This is a genomic window from Aequorivita lipolytica, from assembly GCF_007997135.1.
Taxonomy (GTDB): domain Bacteria; phylum Bacteroidota; class Bacteroidia; order Flavobacteriales; family Flavobacteriaceae; genus Aequorivita; species Aequorivita lipolytica.
In genome coordinates, this window is the sequence record NZ_VORU01000002.1 from 41,154 (window position 1) to 58,748 (window position 17,595).

Genomic DNA, 17,595 nt, shown 5'->3' on the forward strand with positions numbered 1-17,595 from the left:
AAAGTTTGGGGCATTTTTCTAAAATATTAAATATTTTATTAGAAATCGTAACGTATGCTTGCGTTCCAAGTTCTTCCGTTACCATAATAGTATCCGAATGAATCTTTTTGGCTTAAATAAGCTTCGTTTGTAGCGTTGTAACAGTTTGCTCTAAGTGTAAAATCATTACCTCCAAAGTCAAATTTGTAAGTAATCCCAGCATCTAGCACGCTGTATGCAGGCAAACGCTCTGCTTGATAAATTTCACCAGCAATTGAAGCATCTACTACATCTTCCGCATCTACAAAACCATAAAGATCTGCGTAGATATTGTAATCGGCATCAATAGAAAGACCACCAATAACGTTGTATTTAAACCCAAAACCGAAAGAGGTTTGTGGGGCGTTACCAATTTTAGTTCCCGTTAGGTCAACATTACCAGACTCCAACAATACATTGGTATCATCTTCCCTTGTTTGGAAAGGAGTTTCACCGTCATATTTCCAGTTACCAATGCTTCCGAAAGCTCTAAGCATAAAATCACCTGAATATCGGTATTTACCTTCAAATTCAAACCCTTTGTGAACTTGGGTAATATCTGTAAATCTCTGGTAACGATCTTTTTGCTCAATTGGATTTGACGAAGTTGGGTCAGCTTCAATAAATCCACCTGACAAGAAACGATTACCCCATTTAGTATAATATCCGTTCAAGTCTAAGCTGAAGTTTCCTGCGCGAAGTCTATAACCAACTTCTAGGCCCAAAATTTCTTCATTATCAATTTCGTTATCACCTTCTAGAATATAGTTTGAGTTTCTAATATCTGAAAAAATGTTATCCAAGAATGGTTGTCTTGAATAATAACCTGCGTTTGCGAACAAGGTGTTGTTTTCAATAATAGTATAACCCATACCTCCTTTAAGGTTGTAACCAACTTTGTTTACTTTTTCAGATTCACCAAGGCCGTTAACGCCTTGTACTTCCCTACCTTCGGCACGACCTTCTCTTTGGTAGCTCTGTGTAGAAACTGCACCCTGTACAAAAGCAGAGAAATTATCTGTTTTGAATTCTGCTTGACCGAAACCGCCTATGTAATTAATAGTTTCTGAATAATCGTAATTGAAACGTTGTCCTTCATCCGCATAGCTGAACAAGGCAGCCCAAGGGTTTGCCTCAAAAGTTTCACTAATTGTGAAATCATCGCCTCTTGCATCGCCGTATCCACGGTTATCAGCATAGCCTTGAAGACCCAAAAGATCGTTCATTTGGTACCAGTGACTTCCTTTATAGAAACGTGTATCTGCACCAACATTTAATGTGAAATTATCACTTACAGCAGTTTCAAGATTTGTAAGGAAACCGTACCAGTTGTGGTTGTTAACGGACATTCTTCTAACAAGAGAACCTTGACCGAAGCTTCCGATACCATTTTCGGCAGACTCAATGTTGTTGTCGATAATAGCGTTAAAATCTATTTCGCCATTATTGTCGCGAATTATGTTTCTTGAGCTACCTGCAGGTCCCGTTCCGCCACCACGTCCGAATGAAGCGTACAATACAGAAGACAAGTTAGTTTTTTCACTAACATTCCAATCCCAGTTAAGGTTTACAACTGGCTTGTGATAGTAGTTTCTTCTTAAAGTATATCTTTCACCATCACGAAACCCTGAGTTACTGTTGTAACGTTTGCCGTATAGCGCATAATCCTCCAAAGATTTTGAGAAGTTTTGATCGTGGTATTGTGGTGCGCCCGTCAACAAGAAGTTGAAAGAGTGCTTATCGCTTGGTACATAACCAATACCTATAAAATAGTTTTGGCCCTGCCCAGCTGTTCCAAGAGCATATTTGTTGTGTGCTTGCCAATGGTCAAGCAAAAAAGAGTAAGCCCATTTTCCTTTTAAACCAGAATCGTAGCTTAAAGTTCCTTTAAAATAACTGTCGTTACCAGTCATAAAACGTGCAAAACCACCTTCTTTTCTACCAGCGGCTCGAGACACAATGTTTACAGTTCCACCAACTGAGGAAATAGCTAGTTTAGAAGAACCCAAACCGCGCTGAACCTGAACTGCATTTGCAACGTCAGACATACCAGACCAGTTAGACCAGTACATTCTTCCGTCTTCCATACCGTTGATTGGTTGCCCGTTCAAAAGAAATGCTGTGTTTGTTTGGTCAAAACCGCGCAAAAACATTTGCGAATCTCCAAATCCACCTGCTTGGTTAGAAACGTAAACACTTGGAGTACTTTTCATAACCTCTGGAAATTCTACGTTACCTACTGCTTTAGCCTGAATTTCAGCTGCAGAGATAGTTGAAACGGCGATAGGTGTTTGGCGATCTTTTGCCAAATCTATGATTCCCTTTCCAACGATTACTACTTCTTCAAGCGCATCGGAATCTACGGTAATTTTTACAGTTCCAAGATTCGCTGTTCCATTTACAATTTTAAAAGGAACCTTTTCAATAGTATACCCAATATATGAAATGGTAAGGGTTCCCGTTTTGGCAGAAGTTTGAAGTGTAAAATTTCCGTCAAAATCGGCAATGGCACCATTTGTTGTGCCAGTTTCAACCACGTTAGCACCTGCTAGCGGGTCGTTGGATTCAGAATCGATTACAGTTCCAGTAACCGTTGTTTGTGAAAAAGCGGCAAAACCGCCCAATAAAAAAACAAGAAGTAATAACTTTCTCATGAATTTGATTTTAGGTTTAAAATTTCGGCAAAAATACAATCTTAAATAATTTCAAACTAATAAAATTGATTAAGAAATCTTTAAGAGAAGTACTTGAGAATAAAGTTAGAAATTAACCCCTAAAACTCTGTAAATGTGATATTTATTTAATAACAATGTTATTAACATGTTAAGATAATGAAAAAATTAAAATACGATACAGTCTAATTTATCCTTCAGCGGAAGCAGATTTGCGAAATATTGCTCGTGCAATTCTTTAGGAAGAGGTTGCGAAAATGGAGTGTCTTCTTTAAAAGGATCTACTTCTTTTCCATTTTTCCAAAAACGATAACATACGTGCGGACCTCCTGTGTTTCCCGTCATCCCAATCCAACCAATAACATCGCCTTGGCTTACGTGCTCCCCTACTTTTACGTTTCTGGCTTTCATATGTAGGTATTGGGTTTCGTAAGTGCCGTTGTGCCTTATTTTTACATAGTTTCCATTACCGCCCCTTCTTTCAGACTTTGTTACCACCCCATCTGCAGTAGCCAAAATAGGGGTACCGAGGGGCGCTGCAAAGTCTGTCCCGCGGTGCGGACGCAGTTTGAAACCGTAATATTTAATACGTCTATTTAGGTTGTAGCGCGAAGATATTCTACTGAATTGTACCGGTGCCTTTAGAAAAGCACGTTTCAGATTATTTGCCAGTTCGTCATAATAACCAGAAACTTTCCCCAACGAATCTGAAGAAAACTTAAACGCGTAAAGCGGTTTGCCACGATGCTCAAAATATGCTGCCTTTATTTCCTTAAGCCCTCCGGGAATAGTATCGTCAATAAATTTTTCGGTATAGACCACTTTAAAACGATCTCCAGGTTGCAGTTTAAAAAAGTTGACAGTCCACGCATAAATACTCGCCAACTGATCGGTCATGTAAGGACTTAGATTCTGCTCCTCCATTGTTGCAGAAAGCGAGCTTGTAATAACACCTGAAGCCTCTCTTTCTTCATAACGAACTGGTTTTTGGCTATTATAGATGGATAGGCTATCCCTAAAATCCACAACGGCATAATCTATCTTGTTTGTTTCGTATATAAAAACCTGGGTTTGGCTGAGAGAGTCTTTAGAATTGAGGAGTACATAAGGTTTCCCAACGCCTATTTTCCGAACGTCAAAACTATCGCGGAATTTGGTAGCTACCTCCATTATTTTTTCTTGGGGAACACCGTTGGCATAAAGAATATCCCCAAAAGTATCGCCCTTGCGGATAGTATCTCTTATTACAATGAAATCATTTAGAACATAGCCGTATTGGTGTATAATTACTTCTTCTGCAACCTCCTTGATTTCGGCAAGATCATCTTTCGTTTTTTCACATGCGGTGGTAAGCAGGATAAAGGTTAATGTGGCTAAAATTAATTTCTTCAATGCTGGGGAATTTTCGGTATTATTTATTTTTAATCTGCAATTATTTTAAAGGAGTGTTGTAATCCCTTAAATTCGGTTAAGGTTGCTTTTAGCGAACCCACGGCCAAATCTGCCTTTACAAGCAGTGGTATTTTATTTTTATCGTCACTAATCCAGACCGTTAAGCTTTCTTTTTCCTTAAAAACACGACCCGACTGAACGTAAGGTCTAAAAATAAGTGTTCGGACGCGCCCAAAATTAGTATCTAAAACTTCTTTTCCAAGGAATTTTAGCCTGAATTTGTAATTTTCTTTATCAAAAAACATATTCATCTCCACAACGTCTCCCGTTTTAATGTTTTCAGTGTCCAATTGGTTCCGAAGGTAATAAAATGCCGAAATCATATCTTGCGTATCCTCGGGAAACGAAAAGACTGTAGTTTCATTGTGTTCTTTGTCGTTTACCGTTGCCCTTTTTGTGGAATGGTTGAAATCAATCTGGATATCTTTGGTGTAACCTCCCTCGTTTATTTTTCGAATAAAACGGTACGGAATATCCTTTTCAGTATCAATGTAGGACTGATAATCATCTTCTACATGAAAAAACCACTTTGAAACCCCTACCGTTTCGCCAAAACCACGAACATGGTATACATCCTTTCCGTTTATTGTGGCTTCTTGTACTTTAAGTGTAGCGTACCCAGCAGTAACAAAACCATAATGCACGCGAAATTTGAAATATTCACCATCGCCATAAGACCTTTCCTGTGCGGAAAAATAAAATATGTTGCTAAAAAGAATTAGAAGCGTGAGCAGCTTTTTCATATATTGAAACTTAGGGGTTTTATGGGTTCTAAAAATACAACTATCATTCCAAAAAAATAAACCCCACCTTCTGTATGACGATGGGGTTTTTAAATTGTTACATTTTTATAAGGTTCCGCGTTGCGCCTGTTCGCGCTCTATAGATTCAAAAAGTGCTTTAAAGTTTCCAGCTCCAAAACCCTTTGCTCCCATACGCTGGATTATTTCAAAAAATAGTGTTGGTCTGTCCTCTAAAGGTTTTGTGAATATTTGCAGCAAATAACCATCCTCATCAGCATCTATCATAATGGAAAGATTTTTTAGCTCGTTTATGTCTTCCTTCATCATTTTCATGTGATCACCCAATCGGCGTGGAATGTCATCGTAATAAGATTGTGGTGGCGGTGGCAAGAATTCTATGCCGCGTTCTTTCAACTGCCTTACAGTTTTAATAATGTCATCTGTTGCAACTGCTAAATGCTGCACGCCGGAATCTTCATAAAAATCTAAATATTCTTCAATCTGTGATTTTTTTATTCCCTTGGCAGGTTCGTTTATTGGGAATTTTATGCGCCCGTTGCCATTGCTCATTACCTTACTCATCAACGCAGAATATTCTGTGTGTATTTGTTTATCGTCAAACGAAAGGAAATTTACAAAGCCCATGACATCTTCGTACCATTTGACCCATTTGTTCATTTGGCCCCAGCCTACGTTGCCTACCATATGATCTATATATTTTAAGCCCGTTGAGGTTGGGTTATAGTCACTTTTCCATTCGCGGAAACCTGGCAAAAATGTTCCGTTGTAGTTTTTACGCTCTACAAACATATGTACGGTTTCGCCATAAGTGTAAATTCCACTTCGCACAACTTCGCCATGCTCGTCTTTTTCTACCGTAGGCTCCATATATGGTTTTGCTCCACGTTTGGTTGTTTCTTCAAACGCGCTTGTGGCATCATCCACCCAAAGTGCGATAACTTTTACGCCATCGCCGTGTTTCACGATATGGTCATTTATGGGCGATTTGCTATTTAAAGGGGTTGTTAAAACAAGTCTTATTTTATCCTGTTTTAAAACATAGCTCACAGAATCTCTCGACCCCGTTTCCAAGCCTTTATAGGCGTATGATTGAAATCCAAAAGCTGTTTTATAGAAATGCGCAGACTGTTTTGCGTTGCCCACGTAAAATTCAACGTAGTCAGTTCCCAATAAGGGCAGAAAATCTTCTGCGCCTTCAAATATTTTTTCCAGTCCGTAATCGACTGATTTTATTTCTTTACTCATAATTTTGTCCCCTTCTAACCTTCCCTTAAGGTAAGGGAGGAACACGAACGTGGGGTGCGTTCAGGTTATCTATTAGTATTTTATTAATTTAGAAGATTTTCAATTAGAATATCTTCATCCAAATCTTTCCAATGAATACCTTCGCCATCACCGATAAAACGCCAGTTGTTCAATTCACTTTCTGTCGCATCTCTTAATTTTGGAAACCATTCCAGTGGAATTGAAAGTTCCCTGCCATCTTCCAAAACTACTTTCATTTTGTAGTTTCCGAAGCTTAAGCTAACAGCATTGTTTGATTTAATTATTGAAATATTCATTCCATTTATTTTTGATTAACTCACTATTTTCTTCCACTAAATTACGAACTTCCTTAATCTCAGAAGCATTAAACTTTTTCGATTTGATTAGCAAAGTCGGTAAAATTTCAAATTTAGCAGTTTTGTTATCTTTCTCGATATGAATATGAATTGGCAAATGTTCGTTACTGTAAAAGAAAAAACGATACCCTTTCTGATTAAAAATTGTAGGCATATTTTTTTATATTAATTCTAAAGTCTAAACTGCAAACTTATTTCTCTAGCCAACTCTGATAATACGTACCATCTGAAAGTTTCAAGCCATCCTCCGTAACTTGTAATGGTTTAAAAGTATCTACCATAACAGCCAGTTCTTCCGTCTCTGTTTTACCGATACTCCGTTCTGCTGCCCCAGGGTGCGGTCCGTGTGGAATTCCTGCTGGATGCAGTGTAATTTGGCCAGCTTCAATGTCATTACGGCTCATAAAATCGCCATCTACATAATACAGAACCTCATCGCTATCAATATTACTGTGGTTATAAGGGGCAGGAATACTTAGTGGATGATAATCGTAAAGGCGCGGTACAAAACTACAAACTACAAATGCATCGGACTCAAACGTTTGGTGAACCGGCGGTGGTTGATGAATGCGTCCCGTAATTGGTTCAAAGTCGTGGATTGAAAAGGCGTACGGAAAGTTGTAGCCGTCATAGCCCACTACATCAAAAGGATGGCTGGCATAGACCATTTCAAAAATATCCTCGCCCTTTTTCACCTTTATAAGAAATTCTCCCTTTTCATCATTGGTTTCAAGTTCTTGTGGCTTGCGAATGTCCCGCTCACAATAAGGCGAATGTTCCAAAAGTTGCCCGAACCAATTTCTGTATCGTTTTGGAGTGTAAATGGGTCGTCGTGATTCAACAATAAAAAGACGGTTGTCTTCCGTATCAAAATCTATTTGATAGATTACTCCCCGAGGAATCAATAGGTAATCACCATATTTAAAATCGAGGTTGCCTAAGAAGGTTCGCAGTTTTCCGCTGCCTTTGTGAATGAAAATCAATTCATCAGCATTGGTGTTTTTATAAAAATAATCTCTTAATGATTCCTGTGGAGCGGCGAGGATAATACTGCAGTCGCTATTAGTGAGTACTGTTTTCCGACTGTTGAGATAATCCTTTTCAGGTTTTATGTCAAAACCTTTTAGCCGAAGCGATTCCATATTATTGGCGCGGGCAATTTTTGGAGCAACATTGTACTGCTTTTTTATTTCCTTTACTTGGGTAGGCCTGTATTCATGATATATATTGCTATACATGCCATCGAAACCTACGGTCCCAAAAAGCTGTTCTGAATAAAGACTACCGTCTGGTTTTCTGAATTGGGTATGACGTTTGGGCGGTATTTTGCCCAATTTATGATAAAAAGGCATAACTGATTTTGGATTTTAGAGTTCTGAACGGTCCTGCTCAAATAGAGCGGAAATTCGTAACCTCACAAATATCGGAAAAATATTGGAGCTAAAGGTTTAAGTTTATGCTAAAACCTATAGCCTAAAGCCACATACCATTCGCTCTTGTCGCGTTCGGGCGAATAGGAATATTTTATTTCCATCGGTCCCAGAATGGTTTCCAAACCATAGCCCACCGAAAGACCTGAATAATCTACTCCGTCTATCCACTTTCCGTCTTCAAAAAGGTCATTGCCCACGTTGGCAATATTTGCAGAAATATTAATGTGGTTCTTTCTGAAAATTTCATAGTCAAAGGTCAGCGTAGATTTTAAATAGGTATTCCCACGAAGCGAAATAGCATCATATCCCAAGAATGGAATAATATTGTTCATTTCCTCAAAACCATAACCGCCAAGTGCAAAGTCCAGCGAAGTTGTTTCTGGCCCGCCCAATTTAAAACCGCCCTCAGTGGTTAATTGTGCAGAAATGGTATTAAAAAAAGTGTGGGCGTACCCCAATTTTGCTTTTGCCAAAGAGAATGGCTCAAAATCCGTATTTCGGCCATTTGCTAAAAGATACCAGTGAAAATCTCCCGAAAAGTAAACCCCGCTCTTTGGAAAAAAACTGTTGTCGTAACTGTCGTATCTCAAAAATCCGAACGTACTGTAATAATTGGTGCTTTCAAAAACAGTTCGCGGTAGATTATTCTCATCAGTACCGATAGTTTCAGAAAGATAGCGAATGTATTTGTGCTCTCCTCCCAAGCCAAAAATAAAAGTTCTGCGGAAAAGCGTCTCAAAATAAAGCTGATTGGTAAAATCGCTATATTTTATGGAAAGGCTATTGATGGGCAATGAGAACTGGGCATCCAAATCTGCACCAATGAAACTAAGGGGTACTTCCGCTTCAAAAAAATGATATTTTGAATTGAAGCCTACGCTCCAGTAAAAGCCCTTGTCTATATAATATTCAAAATTATAACGAAGATTGTCTCCGGCAATCAAATCTAGCGAAGCAATATCGTTATTCGTCAAAAGCCTCTTTTTTGTAATATTCACCAAAGCCGCAGTTCGAAATAAATTATCATAATGCGCCGCAAAACGAAGCATCATAGATGAGTTGCTTTCGCGCAGTTGCAGTAGCAGCGTATTTTCGTTGTTATCGTCTTCAAAAAATTTGTAATTGATATCCTGAAAATTTCCAGTGGCCGAAAGGTTATTGATACCTTCACTAAAATCTTCGTACGTAACTTTATCGGGAATGCGAATTTTTAGTTTGCCCAACACATAACTGCGGGTATATTTTTCAATTCCTTCAATTATTACTTCTTTAATAAAAATTGTGTCTCGAGTTTTGATCTCAATATTTTTCTTTTCGAAGGCTTTTTGCCGTGAAGCTATTTGGCTAAGTTCTTCCCTATAAGATTCTGCCGCCGTAACGCCAGATTCTACAATATTTATAACTTCGCGAAAAGAAACTACTGAAAAATCATCAATATTTGGGTGAATGTAAATATCAGTTTTTTTGCGTTTTTCTATCATATCATTGATCGTTCGATAGTTGTTTATCTGCACCAAGACATCAAAAGCAGATTTCAAATTTTCGCGGGTTTTAAGACTGTCCTGAACATCCACGCCAATGATTACATCCATCCCTTTTGCACGCACTTCATTAACAGGGTAATTATTTACCACTCCGCCATCTATAAGCACTTTATCGTCAATAATTACCGGACTAAAAAGTGATGGCAATGCCCCACTGGCAATAACCGCACGCGGAAGATAACCACGATCCAAAATAACTTCTTTACCAGATTCTATATTTGTTGCAACGCAGAAAAAAGGAATGGGCAACTCGCTGAAATCTGAAATAGTACTAACGTGGCTGGTCAATTTTGAAAGCAGATTATATACATTTTGACCTTTTGAGAGTCCTGAGGGAAATCCTATTTTAAATTTATCAAAGGGCAGTACCAAAGCATATTTTTCCGCCTCCTGTTTTTCGTAAAAAGTCTTTGCGCTTCGCGGAATATCGTCCTGTATAAGCGTGCTAAAATTAGTTTGTTTGAAAATACTGTCCAACTCCTTCGCTGAATATCCCGAAGCATACAACGCCCCAATAATGGCACCCATACTTGTGCCGCCAATGTAATCTATACGAACGCCCGACTCCTCAATAACTTTTAAAGCGCCAATATGCGCAAGCCCTTTTGCGCCACCACCACTTAATACAAGACCAACTTTTATATCCTCCCCGCTTTTTTCCTGTGAAAAGGAAAGGATTGAAATTAGTAGGAATACTAGTAGAGGTATTTGTTTCATTAAATAGATTATTGGATTGCTGGATTATTGGATTATTGGATTATTGGATTATTGGATTATTGGATTATTGGATTATTAAAAGAGCGTCATTATTCTTTTCTCAATACTCATTGCACATTACACATTGCTAATTACATATCACTCATTACTAAAATGCCCCACTATTTTCTTTGCCCTGCTACTTCCAACTACTTTTGAAAGTTCCTCAAAACTGGCGGACGCAACGCGTTTTGTGCTTTTAAAATGCTTCAACAGCTCAACCACAGTTTTTTCGCCAATACCGGGAATGGTCTCCAGTGTTGTGTTTAAAGCCTGTTTGCTGCGCTTGCTGCGGTGAAAGGTAATGCCAAAACGGTGCGCCTCGTTGCGTAATTGCTGTATTATTTTTAAAGTTTCACTTTTTTTGTCTAAATAAAGTGGGATGGGATCGTCGGGATAAAACAATTCCTCCAAACGTTTTGCAATACCTACAATGGCTATTTTTCCGCGTAATCCCAACTTATCCAAACTTTTCAAAGAAGAAGAAAGCTGCCCTTTCCCACCATCTATGATGATTAGTTGCGGCAATGGGTGCTCCTCGTCCAGCAATCTTTTGTAACGGCGGTAAACAACTTCTTCCATCGAGGCGAAATCATCCGGACCTTCTACCGTCTTTATATTGAATTTACGATAATCCTTTTTGCTCGGTTTCCCGTTTTTGAAAACCACACAAGCTGCCACTGGGTTTGTTCCCTGAATATTACTATTGTCAAAACACTCAATATGTCGCGGCTCTTCGCTCAACCTTAAATCTTTTTTCATCTGCGCCATAATGCGCTTTTCGTGGCGGTCCGGATCCACAATTTTTGCTTGCTTAAAACGATCCATTCTGAAGTATTTTGCATTTCTTTCAGAAAGATCGAGGATTGCTTTTTTATCGCCAAGCTTCGGCACGTGTACTTTCATCTCCTCGCCAAGTTCCACTTCAAAAGGCACATAAATTTCATTTGAAAGCGAATTGAAACGTTGCCGAATTTCCACAATAGCAAGTTGAAGCAGTTCTTCGTCGGTTTCATCCAACTTCTTTTTTATTTCCAAAGTATGCGACCGAATAATAGCACCGTGCGAAAGCTGAAGAAAATTTACATACCCATAACTTTCATCAGAAATTATCGAGAATACATCAACGTTATTAATCTTCGGATTTACGACCGTAGATTTGCTTTGGTAATTCTCCAAAATATCAATCTTTTCTTTTACTCGCTGCGCATCTTCAAATTTTAAATTGGCTGCCAAATCTTTCATCTGACTTTTAAATTTATACAGCGAATCCTTAAAATTTCCTTTCACAATATTTCGGATAGCTTCAATATTTTCGTGGTATTCTTTTTCTGAATAAAGGCCTTCGCAAGGCCCTGCACAGTTTCCCAAGTGATATTCCAAACACACTTTATATTTATCTGCCCTAATTTTTTCTTCGGAAAGGTCATAATTGCAAGTGCGCAACGGGTACAAACCTTTAATTAAATCAAGCAGCGTGTGCACGGTTTTCATACTCGTGTACGGCCCATAATATTCACTACCATCTTTAATCATGCGGCGCGTTGGGAAAACCCGCGGAAAACGTTCGTTTTTAATGCAAATCCAAGGATAACTTTTATCATCTTTCAGCATCACGTTGTAGCGCGGCTGATAGTTTTTTATAAGATTGTTTTCCAGCAAAAGTGCATCGGTCTCGGTTTTTACTACGATGTGCTTTATGGTTTCTATTTTCTTAACCAGTATCCGCGTACGGTGGTTGTCGAAATTTTTAGTAAAGTAGGACGCTACTCTTTTTTTAAGGTTTTTTGCCTTTCCAACATACAGCAATTTCCCATCTTTATCGTAATATTGATAAACGCCGGGCGAATCTGGAAGTGTTGAAATTTGAAGAGTTACCGAAGCATTGGCCATAGGCTCAAAGATACTTGATTGTAAATTTTATTGGAAGTATTTGACGTTACAATATGTTAATAATGGATTAAATTTTTTGCCCCTTCAAAGCCCCGTTTCTCTTTTTTCCTAAATTGCACATACAATAACCAACTATGAACATTGCCATTTTATCGCGTGGGGAAGCGCTTTATTCCACCAAAAGTTTACTCAATGCCGGTGAAGCACGAAATCACACCATGGAGGTTTTGGATCCTTCCTATTGTAGTCTTGCCGTGGAAAACGGAAAAGCAGCACTCTATTTTCAAAATGAAAAAGTGGAAGACATTCACGCAATCATTCCCCGAATTGGCGCTTCAAACACCTATTTTGGAACCAATGTAGTTCGCCATTTTGAGGCAATGGGCGTTTTTACCGTGGCTTCTTCTGAAGGAATTATTAATAGCCGTGATAAATGGGCGTGTTTTCAAATATTGGCGAAGAATCAAATTCCCGTTCCGAGAACGGTTTACGCCTCTTTTTTTGAATTTGAGGAACAATTGAAAACCTTCAACGGCAAACCAATAATCATCAAGCTTTTGGAAGGCACACACGGCGAAGGCGTTATTCTTACTGAAAGTACGCAGAATGCATTAGCAATAATTGAAACATTGAACGCTGCTGGTGTAAAATTTCTTTTGCAGGAATATATTGAAGAAGCAAATGGCGCTGACGTTCGAGCAATTGTGGTTAACGGCGTTGTGGTTGCGGCGATGAAGCGTAAATGTAAGATTGGAGATTTCCGAAGTAATCTGCACCGCGGTGGTACTTCAGAAACAATTTCACTTTCTTCCGAAGAAGAAAAAATTGCGATAAAAGCTGCCAAAGCCTTGCGACTTGGCTTTTGCGGGGTTGATATTCTACAATCCAAAAACGGACCCTTGGTTTTGGAAATAAACAGCACACCGGGATTGGAAGGCATTGAAAATACTTCTGGGAAAAATGTTTCCAAAAGTGTGATTGGGTTTATTGAACGTAATAAAATGTAGAAACGCGATGCATCGCGTATTTACAGTTGTGGTTTTTTTTCATTTTGGAATTATTTGTTTTTTGGAATTTGCAAATTGGAATTTTTATTTTTTTACCTTGCAATTACAAAATTCCCAAAACTTTGAAAAGAAACATCGGCAGAATAGATAAAGCAGATTTTCCATTGCTGAATCTCTTCGACATTGAAGTGAAAATTGATACGGGCGCCTACACTTCTTCCATCCATTGCAAAAACATGAAGGTGGAAGATTGCTATTTAAAATGCAACTTTCTTGACGAAGAACATCCTAGCTATCACGAAAAGGAAATCATCTTTGACGAATATGATGTGAAGGTGGTAAAAAGCAGCAACGGCCAGTCTGAAGCCCGATACAGAATTAAAACTGAAATCGTTCTTTTTGGAAAAACACAGCCAATTTATTTAACTTTGAGCGATCGCGAAGAAATGCGTTTTCCCGTACTTTTGGGCAGAAATTTTCTTAGCAAGAAATTCATAGTAGATATCAACAAAACTAACCTTTCCCATAAACTAAAAACCAAAAAATGAATATCAAGATATTATCGGCAAATGCAAACCTTTACTCTACCAAACGTCTCGTGGAAGCGGCGAAGGCCAGAAAACACGACGTAGAGATTATAAATCACGCGAAGTGCGATATTGTAATTGAAAAGAAAAATCCGGTAATTATTTACAAAGGCCAAAAATTGGACCATACAGATGCTATTATCCCGAGGATTGGGGCGTCGGTAACATTTTACGGTACTGCGGTGGTGCGCCAATTTGAGATGTTGCGCGTTTTTACAACAACAGAATCTCAAGCCTTGGTTCGCTCAAGAGATAAATTGAGAAGTTTACAAATACTTTCCCGCGCCGGTTTGGGATTGCCAAAAACCGTTTTTACAAACTATTCTAAAAACGTAAAGGAAATCGTGGACCAAGCTGGTGGTGCACCCGTAATTATTAAATTGCTGGAAGGAACACAAGGTATCGGCGTTATTTTAGTAGAAAGCCGAAAAGCTGCAGAATCAGTTATTGAGGCCTTCAATAATTTGCAAGCTCGTGTAATTGTTCAAGAATTTATAAAAGAAGCCGGTGGCGCAGATATTCGTGCCTTTATTGTGGACGGACAGGTAGTTGGCGCAATGAAAAGACAGGGGAAGGAAGGTGAATTTAGAAGTAATTTGCACCGCGGTGGAACGGCTTCCGTAATAAAACTTACCGATGAAGAAGAAACCGCAGCACTTAAAGCCGCCAAAGCCATGGGGCTCGGTATTGCTGGAGTAGATATGCTTCAATCAGACCGTGGACCTCTTATTTTAGAAGTAAACTCATCACCGGGTCTGGAGGGAATTGAGACGGCAACTGGTAAGGACATAGCAAATACCATTATAAAATATATTGAGCGGAACGTATAATTATGGCTAAAAAAGAAGAACGCGATATTGTAATTTTAAATGAACATGTAGCTCTTGGCGAAAGCAAAACTATAGATTTCAGCATTGCGAAACTTTATACTTCTACCAAGGTAGAAATTCCAATTATTATTGAACGTTCCAAAATTCCTGGTCCTACGGTTTTAATTACTGCTGCCATTCACGGCGATGAAATAAATGGTGTGGAAATAGTTCGACAGCTCATTGCTCGCAAATTGAACAAGCCCAAGAGAGGCACCATTATTTGTATTCCAATTTTGAACATTTTCGGATTTTTGAACGGTGATCGGTCATTTCCTGATGGTCGAGATTTAAATAGGGTTTTTCCTGGAACTAAAAGTGGCTCATTGGCAAGTAGGGTTGCATATCATTTCACTAAAAAAGTTTTACCGCACGCAGATTATTGTCTGGATTTTCATACTGGAGGTGCTAGTCGATTCAATGCACCGCAAATTAGGATAAAACCTGGTGAAGCAAAATTACTGGAACTGGCAAAAGTCTTTAATGCACCTTTTACCGTTTATTCTAATACTCTTGAAAAATCTTATAGAAATACCTGTTACAAAATGGGTATACCCACCTTACTTTTTGAAGGTGGTAAAAGTCAGGAAAGTAATAAATATATTGCCAAAGAGGGTGTAGATGGTATTATGCGTGTATTAAAACATTTGGATATGTTAGGTAACAGGCACGCGGTACCAGCCTCAAACTCGAAAACTGTAATTATAGAAAAAAGTAAATGGATACGCGCATTCCGCAGTGGTTTGCTCCACGTAAAAATAGATTGCAATAAACACGTGGAAAAAGGGGAATTTTTGGCTACAATCACTGATCCGTATGGCAAAATGCGTTTTAAGGTTACCTCGCCCAATGAAGGTTATATCATAAATGTGAACCAATCTCCAATTGTAAACCAGGGTGATGCTATTTTTCATATTTCAACGGTAAATACTGCGAATACTTCGGATGAAGAAATGGAAGACTGAAGGCAATTTTAGACTGACGATTTTCAGATTTAACGCTTTTCCTGCAAGGTTTCCAAAACCTTATAGGCTTTTTATAAGAATTATGGCCGACAAAAAAACGCTGAGAATAAAATATAAAAAATTTCGAGAAAACCTTTCGGAAGAATCCATTGAAGAAATGAGCCTGCAGATTGCAAACCAAGCTTTAAAACTTCCTATTTGGAATCAAACCTATTACCACATTTTTCTTTCCATTTCATCAAAAAAAGAGGTGAATACTGAATATGTGATGCACATTTTACAGGGAAAGGACAAGAGTATAGTTGTCTCAAAAGCAGATTTCAATTCTGGAGAAATGATGCATTATTTACTGCAAGAAAACACGGTTTTGAAAACTTCGAAATACGGAATTCCGGAACCAGTTGCGGGAATTGAAATTTCACCAAAAATGTTAGAGGTGGTTTTTGTTCCACTTTTGGCTTATGACCAAAAAGGACATCGCGTAGGTTATGGGAAAGGATTTTACGATCGATTCCTTGAAAAATGCAGCGCTAACACAATTTTCGTGGGACTCTCTTTTTTTGATCCAGAAACAGAGATTTTTTCTGAAGCAAATGATGTTCCTTTAGATTTTTGTATCACACCAAAAAACATTTTAGATTTTAGAAAATAAGACCTTATATTTATAAAGTTGTTATTAATAGACTAATTATGGAAATACAAACCAATCAACAAATGGGAACACCGCCAGATAATAATCTGGTTTGGGCGATACTTTGCACGGTTTTATGCTGCATGCCGTTAGGTATTGTTTCGATTATTAAAGCTACAAAGGTTCGCGATCTCTGGGCTCAAGGCGATATTATGGGTGCACAAAGAGCTGCAGACGAAGCTAAGAAATGGGCTATATGGGGGGCTGTGATAGGTCCTGTAATAACATTAATATTCTGGTTTTTATATTTTATTGTCTTTGCTGGAGCCGCTGTATTTGGAAACTAATAAATTATACAAAATAGCCCTCGTAGCAGCGTTGCTTGGGGGCTTTGTAGTGGTTTATTATTTCTTCAATCCTTCCACTGCCTTTTTTATACCCTGTCCATTATATTTTACCACAGGTCTTTATTGCCCAGGTTGTGGTTCGCAACGGGCTATACATCTAATACTGCACGGAAATATTTTTGGAGCCTTTAGATTTAATCCATTAATGGTTTTAACCTTGCCTATCTTGGTTTATGGTTTGGGAATTACCATTGCCAATTGGATTTTCGGCAGCACTTATCGCTTTATGCTTTTTTACAGCAAACTATTTATTTTTGGATATTTTGGAATAGCTGTTATTTACTGGGTTTTGCGAAATTTACCTTTTTACCCTTTCAACTTGCTTGCACCTTCGAGCTAAAAACTATTCTGAAATTTCTTTCTTTGGAAATGCTTTTTTATTGAAAAGCAACAACAAAATCACTCCAGCGCTGATGGAAGAATCGGCAATATTAAAGACGGGGTCAAAGAAAGTAAAATACTCACCACCCCAAAAAGGAACCCATTCCGGCATCATACCACCGTACAGTGGAAAGTAAAGCATATCTACTACCTTTCCATGAAACAGAGTTCCGTAACCACCCGCTTCGGGAAACAAAGTAGCTACCTGATGGTGACTGTCATTAAAAATAATACCGTAAAAAACAGAATCAATAATATTTCCCAACGCGCCGGCAAAGACTAAAGCAACGCAGAAAATTAGAATATTCGGCAGGTTTTTTCGAACAGAATCCCACAGCCAGTAACCAATACCGCCAATTGCTACAATTCTAAAAAGCGTTAAAAAGAGCTTACCGTATTCACCAGGAATTTTTGCTCCCCAAGCCATTCCTTCGTTTTCAACAAAAAGAATACTGAACCAGTCAAAAACCCGGATTTCCTCGCCTAAAACAAAGTGTGTTTTAATGTAAAACTTTGAAATCTGATCTATCAGCAAAATCAGAATAATAATAATGGTGGCTTTTTTTAGGCTCATAGCTTTTTTAACTAAAACGC

At 38.4% G+C, this 17,595-nt stretch carries 17 protein-coding genes; 7 read left to right on the forward strand and 10 right to left on the reverse strand.

Annotated features, from left to right (window positions below; genetic code table 11):
- Positions 1-38 precede the first annotated feature (38 nt).
- The 9 genes from ESV24_RS02650 to uvrC all read right to left on the reverse strand — a co-directional run bounded on the left by ESV24_RS02650 (position 39) and on the right by uvrC (position 12,154).
- Positions 39-2,672, reverse strand: coding sequence for a TonB-dependent receptor (locus tag ESV24_RS02650; protein ID WP_111815064.1), 2,634 nt, complete (start codon positions 2,670-2,672; stop codon positions 39-41).
- 186 nt (positions 2,673-2,858) lie between these two features.
- Positions 2,859-4,082: a M23 family metallopeptidase gene (locus tag ESV24_RS02655; RefSeq protein ID WP_111815066.1), complete on the reverse strand. Its 1,224-nt coding sequence runs from the start codon at positions 4,080-4,082 to the stop codon at positions 2,859-2,861.
- A 29-nt stretch (positions 4,083-4,111) separates the two neighbouring features.
- Positions 4,112-4,885 (reverse strand): DUF3108 domain-containing protein, encoded by a 774-nt coding sequence (locus tag ESV24_RS02660; RefSeq protein WP_111815068.1) that lies wholly within the window; start codon positions 4,883-4,885, stop codon positions 4,112-4,114.
- Between the two features lie 105 nt (positions 4,886-4,990).
- Positions 4,991-6,151, reverse strand: a complete 1,161-nt coding sequence (gene hppD, locus ESV24_RS02665) for a 4-hydroxyphenylpyruvate dioxygenase (RefSeq protein ID WP_111815070.1) — start codon at positions 6,149-6,151, stop codon at positions 4,991-4,993.
- A gap of 83 nt (positions 6,152-6,234) precedes the next feature.
- Positions 6,235-6,468 carry a DUF2442 domain-containing protein gene (locus ESV24_RS02670; RefSeq protein WP_111815072.1) on the reverse strand — a complete coding sequence of 78 codons (234 nt, stop codon included), beginning with the start codon at positions 6,466-6,468 and terminating at the stop codon, positions 6,235-6,237.
- A complete protein-coding gene (locus tag ESV24_RS02675) occupies positions 6,449-6,682 on the reverse strand; it encodes a DUF4160 domain-containing protein (RefSeq protein ID WP_111815073.1) in 234 nt (77 codons plus the stop codon). The genes ESV24_RS02670 and ESV24_RS02675 overlap by 20 nt, the downstream gene beginning before the upstream one ends.
- Positions 6,683-6,719: 37 nt before the next feature.
- Positions 6,720-7,880 (reverse strand): homogentisate 1,2-dioxygenase, encoded by a 1,161-nt coding sequence (locus ESV24_RS02680; protein ID WP_111815075.1) that lies wholly within the window; start codon positions 7,878-7,880, stop codon positions 6,720-6,722.
- 107 nt (positions 7,881-7,987) lie between these two features.
- Positions 7,988-10,222 (reverse strand): patatin-like phospholipase family protein, encoded by a 2,235-nt coding sequence (locus ESV24_RS02685; RefSeq protein ID WP_111815077.1) that lies wholly within the window; start codon positions 10,220-10,222, stop codon positions 7,988-7,990.
- A gap of 138 nt (positions 10,223-10,360) precedes the next feature.
- Complete coding sequence (gene uvrC, locus ESV24_RS02690; protein ID WP_111815079.1) at positions 10,361-12,154, reverse strand: excinuclease ABC subunit UvrC; 1,794 nt, start codon at positions 12,152-12,154, stop codon at positions 10,361-10,363.
- A gap of 134 nt (positions 12,155-12,288) precedes the next feature.
- On the opposite strand from uvrC, the gene ESV24_RS02695 reads away from it, so the two are divergent.
- From ESV24_RS02695 to ESV24_RS02725, 7 genes are all read left to right on the forward strand, one after another.
- Positions 12,289-13,161: an ATP-grasp domain-containing protein gene (locus ESV24_RS02695; protein ID WP_111815081.1), complete on the forward strand. Its 873-nt coding sequence runs from the start codon at positions 12,289-12,291 to the stop codon at positions 13,159-13,161.
- A gap of 122 nt (positions 13,162-13,283) precedes the next feature.
- A complete protein-coding gene (locus tag ESV24_RS02700) occupies positions 13,284-13,709 on the forward strand; it encodes an ATP-dependent zinc protease family protein (RefSeq protein WP_111815493.1) in 426 nt (141 codons plus the stop codon).
- On the forward strand, positions 13,706-14,578 hold the full coding sequence (rimK, locus tag ESV24_RS02705) for a 30S ribosomal protein S6--L-glutamate ligase (RefSeq protein WP_111815083.1): 873 nt from the start codon (positions 13,706-13,708) through the stop codon (positions 14,576-14,578). The genes ESV24_RS02700 and rimK overlap by 4 nt, the downstream gene beginning before the upstream one ends.
- A gap of 2 nt (positions 14,579-14,580) precedes the next feature.
- Entirely contained in the window at positions 14,581-15,582 is a 1,002-nt protein-coding gene (locus ESV24_RS02710) for a succinylglutamate desuccinylase/aspartoacylase family protein (protein WP_111815085.1), read from the forward strand.
- Between the two features lie 82 nt (positions 15,583-15,664).
- Positions 15,665-16,234 (forward strand): 5-formyltetrahydrofolate cyclo-ligase, encoded by a 570-nt coding sequence (locus ESV24_RS02715; RefSeq protein WP_111815494.1) that lies wholly within the window; start codon positions 15,665-15,667, stop codon positions 16,232-16,234.
- A 38-nt stretch (positions 16,235-16,272) separates the two neighbouring features.
- Positions 16,273-16,560, forward strand: coding sequence for a CD225/dispanin family protein (locus tag ESV24_RS02720; RefSeq protein WP_111815087.1), 288 nt, complete (start codon positions 16,273-16,275; stop codon positions 16,558-16,560).
- Positions 16,550-16,960 carry a DUF2752 domain-containing protein gene (locus ESV24_RS02725; protein ID WP_160110588.1) on the forward strand — a complete coding sequence of 137 codons (411 nt, stop codon included), beginning with the start codon at positions 16,550-16,552 and terminating at the stop codon, positions 16,958-16,960. The genes ESV24_RS02720 and ESV24_RS02725 overlap by 11 nt, the downstream gene beginning before the upstream one ends.
- Positions 16,961-16,963: 3 nt before the next feature.
- On the opposite strand, the gene ESV24_RS02730 is transcribed toward ESV24_RS02725, so the two are convergent.
- The gene (locus ESV24_RS02730) at positions 16,964-17,575 is read right to left on the reverse strand and encodes a lipoprotein signal peptidase (RefSeq protein ID WP_111815091.1); all 612 of its coding nucleotides are present in this window, start codon (positions 17,573-17,575) and stop codon (positions 16,964-16,966) included.
- Between the last annotated feature and the right edge of the window lie 20 nt (positions 17,576-17,595).